At 37.1% G+C, this 7,652-nt stretch carries 7 protein-coding genes and 2 pseudogenes; 6 read left to right on the top strand and 3 right to left on the bottom strand.

All coding sequences use genetic code 11. The features are described from left to right. A pseudogene (locus BUB48_RS15735) lies at positions 1-128 on the top strand (IS200/IS605 family transposase); the annotation flags it as partial. Positions 129-818: 690 nt separating this feature from the next. Beyond that, on the top strand, positions 819-2,171 hold the full coding sequence (locus BUB48_RS15730) for a short-chain fatty acid transporter (protein WP_073027513.1): 1,353 nt from the start codon (positions 819-821) through the stop codon (positions 2,169-2,171). Between the two features lie 201 nt (positions 2,172-2,372). Here BUB48_RS15730 and BUB48_RS19235 read toward each other — a convergent pair. From BUB48_RS19235 to BUB48_RS15715, 3 genes and pseudogenes are all read right to left on the bottom strand, one after another. Further along, a pseudogene (locus BUB48_RS19235) lies at positions 2,373-3,044 on the bottom strand (MBL fold metallo-hydrolase). Between the two features lie 500 nt (positions 3,045-3,544). Continuing rightward, positions 3,545-4,438, bottom strand: a complete 894-nt coding sequence (citG, locus tag BUB48_RS15720) for a triphosphoribosyl-dephospho-CoA synthase CitG (RefSeq protein ID WP_073027511.1) — start codon at positions 4,436-4,438, stop codon at positions 3,545-3,547. Continuing rightward, the gene (locus tag BUB48_RS15715; RefSeq protein WP_073027510.1) at positions 4,422-5,156 is read right to left on the bottom strand and encodes a GntR family transcriptional regulator; all 735 of its coding nucleotides are present in this window, start codon (positions 5,154-5,156) and stop codon (positions 4,422-4,424) included. The genes citG and BUB48_RS15715 overlap by 17 nt, the downstream gene beginning before the upstream one ends. A 407-nt stretch (positions 5,157-5,563) precedes the next feature. On the opposite strand from BUB48_RS15715, the gene BUB48_RS15710 reads away from it, so the two are divergent. From BUB48_RS15710 to BUB48_RS18175, 4 genes are read left to right on the top strand one after another with little or no spacing between them, the layout of a single operon-like run. Then, positions 5,564-5,944: a hypothetical protein gene (locus tag BUB48_RS15710; RefSeq protein WP_073027509.1), complete on the top strand. Its 381-nt coding sequence runs from the start codon at positions 5,564-5,566 to the stop codon at positions 5,942-5,944. After that, entirely contained in the window at positions 5,937-6,341 is a 405-nt protein-coding gene (locus tag BUB48_RS15705) for a biotin/lipoyl-containing protein (protein ID WP_073027508.1), read from the top strand. The genes BUB48_RS15710 and BUB48_RS15705 overlap by 8 nt, the downstream gene beginning before the upstream one ends. Before the next feature lie 14 nt (positions 6,342-6,355). After that, positions 6,356-7,471, top strand: a complete 1,116-nt coding sequence (locus BUB48_RS15700) for a sodium ion-translocating decarboxylase subunit beta (protein ID WP_073027507.1) — start codon at positions 6,356-6,358, stop codon at positions 7,469-7,471. Between the two features lie 11 nt (positions 7,472-7,482). Next, on the top strand, positions 7,483-7,623 hold the full coding sequence (locus BUB48_RS18175; protein WP_175548443.1) for an OadG-related small transporter subunit: 141 nt from the start codon (positions 7,483-7,485) through the stop codon (positions 7,621-7,623). Positions 7,624-7,652 lie beyond the last annotated feature (29 nt).

The following is a 7,652-nucleotide window of genomic DNA, read 5'->3' as shown; positions in this document are numbered from 1 at the left end:
GTTACTATGTAAGTACTGTAGGGTTAAATGAAGCAACCATAAAGAAATACATACAAGAACAAGAAAAGCATGACATAATGGTAGACAAATTAAGTGTAAAGGAATATGAAGACCCCTTTAAGGGGTAGAAAGTAATACGGTCGTCCCTTAAGGGGCGGCAAAAGCGACAAGGGCGTAGTGGATTGAACGAAATGAAAGCCAGCGTCTTTAGGCGCTGGCCGGTAACAGAGGCTTATAGCCTTAGAGCAAACTACCTGTTTTACGGGTAGTTGTGATTTGAATAAAGGAGAATTAATGAAGGCAATTATAGGAAAACTGGAAAAAGCCATTGGAATTAAAATGCTAGGTACCTTAATGTAAACTAAAAATGGACCTTGGCAAACTGACTTATTGCTGGTAAAATGATTTCTGGAATGGGAGGAGTTATGAGTCTAATAGTTGGAACAAAGAAAGCCATATGGTCAGTGGAACATACAGCTAAAGACAAGAAAAAATGTAAATAAAATGAACTCATCCATTGACAGTGGTAGGAGAAGTTAGTTAATAGCTTAGAAAAAACAGTTGCAAAAACAAGAAAAGAGGTTTTATCAGTAGAAGGTGTAATTGCAACAATAAAACTAAATAATCATTTCACAGGACATAAAAGTAGTAGATATTTGGACTCCTATATTATCAGTAAGCATTTAAGTTATTGATAATATTCTGGCTGTTCTAAAATTTGTAGAAGAATATCGCTATTAGATTCTTAGTATCATTCAATATGATGATCTCATTGATATCTTATTTCAAATTTGTAATTTAAAAAAAGGAGAGGTAATATGTTCAAAAAACTTACAAATGGTTGTGTTGCACTTGTGCAGAAGTACCTTCCAGATCCGTTCTTATTTGCTGTAATTCTTACTATTTTTGTCTTCATCTTAGGTATTATTGTTACAGGTCAAAGTCCACTACAGATGGTAGTGCATTGGGGTAACGGTTTTTGGAGTCTACTTTTATTCTCTATGCAAATGGCCCTTGTATTAGTTACGGGGCACACACTAGCTAGTGCACCGATAATCAAAAAAGGACTTTCTAAATTAGCATCCTTATGTAAAACTCCGGGACAAGCAATACTTGCGGTTTCATTAGTTTCTGGTATTGCATGCTGGATTAACTGGGGCTTTGGACTAGTTGTCGGAGCATTATATGCTAGGGAGTTAGCAAGACAAGTAAAAGGCGTTGACTACAGACTTTTAATAGCAGCTGCTTACTCAGGCTTTTTAGTATGGCATGGGGGAATATCAGGTTCCATACCGCTTTCACTTGCTACAGATGCAAATGAATTGGCAAAGGTTACTTCTGGTGCAGTTACAGAAGTAATACCAACAACCCAAACAATATTTGCACCATTTAATTTAATTATATCAGCTATTCTTTTACTTACATTACCATTAATAAATAAAGCAATGCATCCAACTCCAGATAAGGTTGTTACTGTAGATCCAAGGCTATTAGCTGATGTTGAAGAGGAAGCTGCTGTTGCAAAAGAAAACATGACTCCAGCAGAAAAAATGGAAAACAGCCCTGTTTTTTCAATGATAGTAGGGTTGCTTGGTCTTTCATACATTGTTTATCATTTTAGTACAAAAGGTTTTGATTTAAACTTAAACATAGTTAACTTAATATTCTTGACTCTAGGAATAATACTTCACGGTACACCAAAAAGATTCTTAAATGCATTAGGAGAAGCTGCTAAAGGGACTGGTGGCATTATACTACAATTTCCATTCTATGCAGGTATAATGGGTATGATGACTGGTGTAAATGCAGATGGCATATCATTAGCTGGTCAAATGTCAAACATGTTCGTAGCTATATCTACACCAAAAACATTCCCTATATTCACGTTCTGGAGTGCTGGATTAGTTAACTTCTTTGTACCTTCAGGTGGTGGACAATGGGCTGTACAGGCTCCTATTATGATGCCGGCAGGCTTAAATATTGGAGTACCTGCAGCTAAGACTGCTATGGCTATTGCTTGGGGAGATGCATGGACTAATATGATTCAGCCATTCTGGGCTCTTCCAGCACTAGGAATAGCAAAATTAGGTGCGAGAGATATTATGGGTTATTGCTTGATAGATTTGATCTATTCCGGGTTAGTTATAAGTGCAGTTTTTCTTTTATTCTAAAAATTTAGCTTTGAAAAGGTTATTTATCAATTAGTATTAATGTAAAAACATAGGCATTGTTAAGCAAATTAATGGACTTTGGTTCTATATTAATAGTTAGGGCAGTTATTCTTGTGAATATCTGCCCTAACTTGTTATGGGTATTAGCCAGTTAAGTATGAATCCAATTTGTAGAGAGAACGGATTGCAATAATTCGTAACTTACAGACAAATAGACCAGTCGCCGTAATCAAAAGTAACGCTGCCATGATGTAGATCGCCATTAGCTTTCAGTTGCCTGAGAGCATCTAGATATGGATTATAATTTCTGGCTGAATATCCAAATATGATGAGTAGGAAACACTTTTTTCACAGGCAACGCTGAAATCTTTTCAAGTGATGAGAGATATGCTTCCGGATCAGTGGACGGATAGCATGCAAACAGGGTACCTTTGTATACAAGAGCGCCTGTAAACAGGTATCCATCTTGAGGGTTCCAAAAACACATATGTCCTGGAGAGTGTCCCGGTGTATGCAGTATCGTAATTATACGCCCACCAAGATCAATGGTATCACCATCTTGCAGTATCCGCGTTGGAATCCCCTGAAAAAGCTTATATGTGTTAACATCATATCCTTCTGGCAAATTACAGCTATCTGTGATCATATATCAGATAGTATCTATTGTCATCGGGAATTTACCCTTCAACCAGTTGAGTTCTGCCTCAGTGCATAGAAATTTGGATAGTATTCGTGTCCACCTATATGATCCCAATGTATATGTGTCGCTACAGCGGTGACTGACTTATCCGTCAGCTTCTTTATTTCTTGGGAAATGTTGCAAATGCCAAGGCCAGTGTCAATGAGCAAGCATCTTTCATTGCCCAAAAGCAGATAACAATGTGTTTCTTCTCAATAGCAGTATTCACTGATTATGTATGTATTTATGTCAATCTGATCAATTGCAAACCAGTTTTTCATTTTATTTCTCCTTTTTGCTACGAGGATTGAAAAAACAGTGCAGAAAAATGTTAATATATAGCAATACTAACAATTTTATAATGATTTACTTAACTATTCAAGTAAATTATTATATTTCAAGTCGTTATAGAATATAACAGCTTTTCTTATAGCAACATTAAGATTACTATTTCACTGTTACCTATTTTAGAAGTATTGATGCTACAATGATATTAATATGTATTGGAGTATTTTTCAAATATGTGGTCATAATATAATGGTAAAGAGAACTTTCCGTTTTTCTATTTGACATGAATCCATTCTTTATGATAGATGTATGGTTGGTTGGTATTTGGAATAATGAATGAAGAAAAAAATAGTTTTCATACATAATAAAATGTGGTTTCCATCAATTTGGTAACCACATTGCAAAGTTAGTATTCATGATAACAACCCATCAGTTTTCCTAAAAATATTGTCAGAGCCAGAAGATCTGCACTGCCTCCCGGGCTCAAATTTCGTTTCTTAAAATCTTCATTAAGAGCTTCAACTTTTTTTTTGTAATCTGGTTGAAGTGCGCCGCCTTCCTTGAGAAAACTCCTGGCTGTTTCTTTTACATAGGCTAGAGATTCAAAACCTCCACGATGGACGATGTTGGAATCGTCAGCCACAGACATAATAGAAAATAGTACTTCTGTATAGGTCCTATCTTTGGATATTCCTGCCTCAAAGAACGCAATGAGCTTGGGTAGGGCAATATGCGTGATTATTGGGTAACCAGCTTCAGCTTCTTGACGAATACCGCCAAACTTATGATGAAGATAAAGTTTTTCACCATAGCTTAGGTTGGCTTTGAGATGCAAATCTTTGAAGTCCTTTTTAATTAGATTTTTTGCCATGGCTTTTACAATTTCAAATATTGATGTGATAATTTTTTTGGTCAATGGCAGAGATGTTTCCTCTTGCTGGGATAGCAAGAAACCCAGAGCACCAAGTACAAGGGCAAAAGAGAAATTAGCTCCTTTATGGGTGTTAATATGATGAGTAGCTCTATACATAGCCGCCTCATTGTCCACGCCTATAGTTCTAATTTTATCAAAGAGATGATCTAATTCACCCTGATAATTATATCCACAACAAAGATAGGAATAGAATCCATCATATAAAGCGCGTGCACTAGTGATTAATAGATTAATATCCATATCCCGGTGGGCTCCTTGATCAAAGGCATCTACCAAACCAGGTTTAGGAGATAGGTTCGCTTCCTCAATTAAAGCCTCTACGCCTAATTGAGAAATAAGCCTTAGGAGATCAGTGGGTTTTCTCATAAATATCTGAGATTAGATCCTTACGCTCTGCTTCATAGCGTATGATCTCTTTAATGATAAATTCTTTAGAGGCATTTAGATGGTCACGAATAACGGCAGCTAGCAGGTTCTCATCTTTTGTTTTCAAATATTTATATATTTTAAAATGTTCTTCTATAGCTTTGCTTCGCCGTTCATCGTCATACAAGGAAATTTTCCTAAATCTGGAGAGATATTGCTGTAAGCGGTCTGTAATAATCTCTAGCTTTGGCATTCTTGCAAAGCGATAGATCATGGAGTTAAAGGAAGAAAAGTATTGAATGACTTCTTTTACTTCACCATTATCGTTAGCAAGCTTGGTTTTATTCAACAATTCTTCCATTTCTCTAAAATTCTCCTCTGTCATTTGATGCATAGCAGTGGTAGATGCCAGTATATCTAAAGCAGTTCTGATTTTATAGATCTCTTCTGCATCAGCTACGGAGACTCTTTTAACTACAACTCCATAATTAGGAATATGCTCAATGATTCCTTCATGTTTTAACTTATCGATGGCATTTCTAATGGGAGTTCTGCTAATATTCATGTAATCTGAGTAAACCTTTTCATTGATTCTCTCTCCAGCAGGAATTATTCCACCGATAATTGCTTTTCGAAGTCCTTCATATACGATTTCATTAAGAGGTCTATTCTGGCTTAAATCAATTAGTTTGGATAATTGTTCCAAATACTCGTTCATGCTAGCACCACCTTTAGCATAATTATAAAAAATACCCGATATATTGTCAATTTCAAGGGATTTGAAGTGATTAATCATATTTTTTAAGAAATTCTAGCTATTTATTCGAGTTTTTACCTTTTGAAGCATGGTAAAATACATCAAAAAAACAATAGAAACACCAAAAAAACAATAGAGACATATAAAAAACAACGGCAACACCAAAAAAACATTAGGGACACCAAAAAAACAACTTTTTGCAGAATCAACCTATTATAATGAGAATATGCATAAATCTTCGAAGTAATGCAAAATTATTACTGTCAGGATGGCTATCCAAGGAATTATGTTAGGGAATTGTGATCACCTCAAGGCCTTGAAGTAATGATAAAGGATAAGCCTTAAAAATAAGGAGAGGGAGGAAGTCCATGAGCTTTTTCCGTCGTTTTTTTTCAGCAAACAAACATATCGAACAGAAGACAGAAACAGCGTTAAAGGAAATACTACCCCATGAAGTTCAAGTTACAGAAGATGAAGAAGATGAATGTGTTAGGGTAGGGCTGACACGGACAATTACAGATGAGGAAAGGGAGATTGTCTCGTTAATAGCATCAGCCATCATGGCTGGGGACAGACCTTTTTCTCAATTCCGCATTAAGTCCGTGATTGGCATAGATGAAGACAAAGAAGCTGCGGTAGTAATTGCTGCGGCAATTGCCGCTAAAGATTATCCCAATGCTGCCTTTAAGCTGATCAGTGTTGAAGAAGTCATAAAAACTAATGATGATAAAGAGGTGTCCTATGCTTAGAAGATTCAACATTAATATCAATGGAAAAGATTATATTGTGAAAATGGAGGAAATAGGGGCTCCTCAAGAGCCAGTCCAGATTCCTGTCAGTCAACCGGTACCACAATCGTCTCCCAAAAACATACCAGTTGCTACTCTGACACCAAAGCCTCAGGAAAAATCTCAATCTGTTAAACAAGGAGAAGGCGTTGTGGTAGAGGCACCAATGCCAGGAACCATTTTACAGGTTATGGTGAAAGTCGGAGATCGAGTAGAAATAGAGCAAAGTTTAGTAATCTTAGAAGCTATGAAAATGGAAAATGAAATAGTTGCGCCAAAATCTGGAACTATCGCTGCAATTCATGTAACCAGCGGTTCCGCCATTGATGTTGGACAACCTATGATAACAATCGTTTAAAGGAGATAAAAACAGTGGAAATACTATTGGAAGGAATAAAAAGCATCACCTTGGGCCAGATTATTATGATTTGTATTGGGGCTCTATTGATGTATCTAGGGATTAAAAAAGAATATGAGCCAACCCTTTTAGTGCCCATGGGTTTGGGAGCAATTCTGGTGAATTTTCCTGGATCAGCCATGGTCACTCAGGTAGTGGGAGGAGAAAAAGGAGTACTGAATATCCTCTTTGATGCTGGAATAAGTACTGAATTATTTCCATTACTGATTTTCATTGGGATTGGAGCAATGATTGACTTCGGTCCTCTCCTTCAAAATCCATTTATGCTTTTATTTGGCGCAGCCGCTCAATTTGGAATATTTTTCACCTTGGCAGTAGCCACTCTATTTGGTTTCAACATGCAGGAAGCTGCTTCTATAGGTATCATTGGTGCAGCTGACGGACCTACTGCCATATTTGTTGCCAATGAATTGGCTTCCAATTTGTTAGGACCCATTACGGTGGCCGCTTACTCATACATGGCACTGGTGCCAATTATTCAACCACTGGCAATAAAAGCTGTAACCACGAAAAAAGAACGAGCAATTCGAATGACCTATAAAGCTTCAGGTGTATCCAAAACTACCAAACTGTTATTTCCTGTAGTTATCTGCATTATTGCAGGGTTGATTGCTCCTGCTTCCTTACCGTTAGTGGGCTTTCTAATGTTTGGTAACATTTTAAGGGAATGTGGTGTGTTGGACCGTTTAAGTAAGACGGCTCAAAACGAGTTGGTAAATCTGGTATCTATTCTTTTGGGATTTACCATCTCTGTAAAAATGACTGCAGATCAATTCTTAAATATTCAGACAGTTATTATAATTGCCTTCGGATTATTGGCTTTCATTATGGATAGCATTGGAGGCGTGTTATTCGCGAAGTTCATAAATCTGTTTAGAAAAGAGAAAATTAACCCAATGATTGGAGCAGCAGGAATTTCTGCTTTTCCAATGTCGGCCAGGGTTATTCAAAAACTGGCTACAGAAGCAGACAAGCAAAACTTTGTACTCAATTATGCCGTCGGCGCCAATGTTGCTGGACAAATTGCTTCTGTCATCGCAGGCGGACTCATCTTGGCAATGTTTAAATAGGGGGTGCTTTGATGGAGATACAGTTTACCGCAGAATTACTCCCCCAGGCATTGGGTGTTATGGTAAAAGGCATGGGAGGAATCTTCGCTGTGCTGTTTACCATTTATCTGGCAAGTGTTTTATTGCAAAAGCTGTTTCCTGAAATGAAATAAGTTAACAGTTATTAGAAAGCAGGGGAGAA

The organism is Lutispora thermophila DSM 19022 (genome assembly GCF_900142105.1).
GTDB classification, from domain to species: Bacteria; Bacillota; Clostridia; order Lutisporales; family Lutisporaceae; genus Lutispora; species Lutispora thermophila.
Note: the sequence above shows the minus strand (reverse complement) of the source record. Positions and strands in the feature narration are given on the sequence as shown.

Bases quoted from the DNA above. Each gene is read 5' to 3' on its own strand.
- BUB48_RS15715 (WP_073027510.1), bottom strand. From the start codon at position 5,156: ATGAACGAGTATTTGGAACAATTATCCAAACTAATTGATTTAAGCCAG.
- BUB48_RS15710 (WP_073027509.1), top strand. From the start codon at position 5,564: ATGAGCTTTTTCCGTCGTTTTTTTTCAGCAAACAAACATATCGAACAG.
- BUB48_RS15730 (WP_073027513.1), top strand. From the start codon at position 819: ATGTTCAAAAAACTTACAAATGGTTGTGTTGCACTTGTGCAGAAGTAC.
- citG (WP_073027511.1), bottom strand. From the start codon at position 4,438: ATGAGAAAACCCACTGATCTCCTAAGGCTTATTTCTCAATTAGGCGTA.
- BUB48_RS18175 (WP_175548443.1), top strand. From the start codon at position 7,483: ATGGAGATACAGTTTACCGCAGAATTACTCCCCCAGGCATTGGGTGTT.
- BUB48_RS15705 (WP_073027508.1), top strand. From the start codon at position 5,937: ATGCTTAGAAGATTCAACATTAATATCAATGGAAAAGATTATATTGTG.